Source organism: Pseudomonas sp. P1_F1_2 (genome assembly GCF_056405815.1).
In genome coordinates, this window is record NZ_JBFUBK010000219.1 from 1 (window position 1) to 1,174 (window position 1,174).

The 1,174-nt window shown below is 56.3% G+C and carries 1 protein-coding gene and 2 pseudogenes; all 3 read right to left on the bottom strand.

Annotated features, from left to right (window positions below; translation table 11 throughout):
- On the bottom strand, positions 1-700 hold a 700-nt coding region (istB, locus tag AC1D2P_RS30695), incomplete at its 3' end, for an IS21-like element helper ATPase IstB (RefSeq protein ID WP_477811772.1).
- A pseudogene (locus AC1D2P_RS30700) lies at positions 690-926 on the bottom strand (IS21 family transposase); the annotation flags it as partial. The gene istB and the pseudogene AC1D2P_RS30700, both read right to left, overlap by 11 nt.
- Before the next feature lie 2 nt (positions 927-928).
- A pseudogene (locus AC1D2P_RS30705) lies at positions 929-1,168 on the bottom strand (IS21 family transposase); the annotation flags it as partial.
- Positions 1,169-1,174 lie beyond the last annotated feature (6 nt).

A 1,174-nucleotide genomic window follows, 5' to 3' on the forward strand; every position in this document is an offset into this window, starting at 1 on the left:
GGATATGACATCTGTGGGTGAGTCGATCTAGAAGAGCGGTCGTCATTTTTGCATCACCAAAGACACTGGCCCATTCTCCAAAGCTCAAATTGGTCGTAATTACGACACTAGTTCTTTCGTAGAGCTTGGAAAGCAAGTGAAAGAGGAGTGCACCTCCTGACTCGCTGAACGGCAGATAGCCCAGCTCATCCAGAATCACCAGATCCACGTACATCAACCGATGAGCGATCTGCCCTGCATTGCCATTGGCCTTCTCAAGCTCCAGAGCGTTGACCAGCTCAATCGTGGAGAGGAATCGGACACGCAAGTGGTGATGCTCAATGGCCTGGACTCCTATCGCAGTGGCCAAATGAGTCTTTCCGGTGCCTGGGCCACCAACCAGAACGATGTTTTGAGCCTTGTCGAGGAACTCGCATCGATGCAACTGGCGCACCATTGCCTCGTTCACTTCGCTGTGGCTGAAGTCAAAGCCTGCCAGGTCCCGGTATGCAGGGAACCTGGCCAACTTCATTTGGTAAGCCATGGATCGCACTTCACGCTCCGCGGTTTCGGCTTTGAGCAACTGGGCAAGGATCGGCTGAGCGGCCTCGAACGCAGGGGCGCCTTGATCCCCTAGCTCGGCTACAGCCTGAGCCATGCCGTGCATTTTGAGTCCCTTTAGAAGGGCTACGATTGAATTTGAGGCCGAATCACGTGCCATGGCGCAGCTCCTGGTTCTCCTCGACCTCCCGAAGCGAGTCATAGCGCCCGACGTTGGCCTGTGGCTCCCTGGCCAGCTTCAGGGCCTGAGGGGCGATGACCTCGGGAACGGCGGTCTTTCCATCCACCAGGCGGTGCAGCACGTTCAGGATATGGGTCTTGGTTGCAACTCCAGCATCCAGGGAGGTCTCTATGGCTGCCAGCACCGCTTGCTCGTCATGCTGCATGTGTGGATCTGCCTCAAAGTGCGCCGCTGTTTCCGCGATTTTGTTGCCTCGATTCCCAGCCAGGTGGCCAGCTTCTCAGCGTAGGGATCGAGCTTAGTTGAGCTGACCCGCCTTGGGTACTTGGGCTCGCTCTCTTCCGATCGCAGGTGCTTCTTTATTGTGTTGCGAGCCAGGCCTGTACGCCTTGAGATCTCGCGAATGGACATCTGATCCCGCAATGCCCAACGTCTGATGACATTCAATGTCGC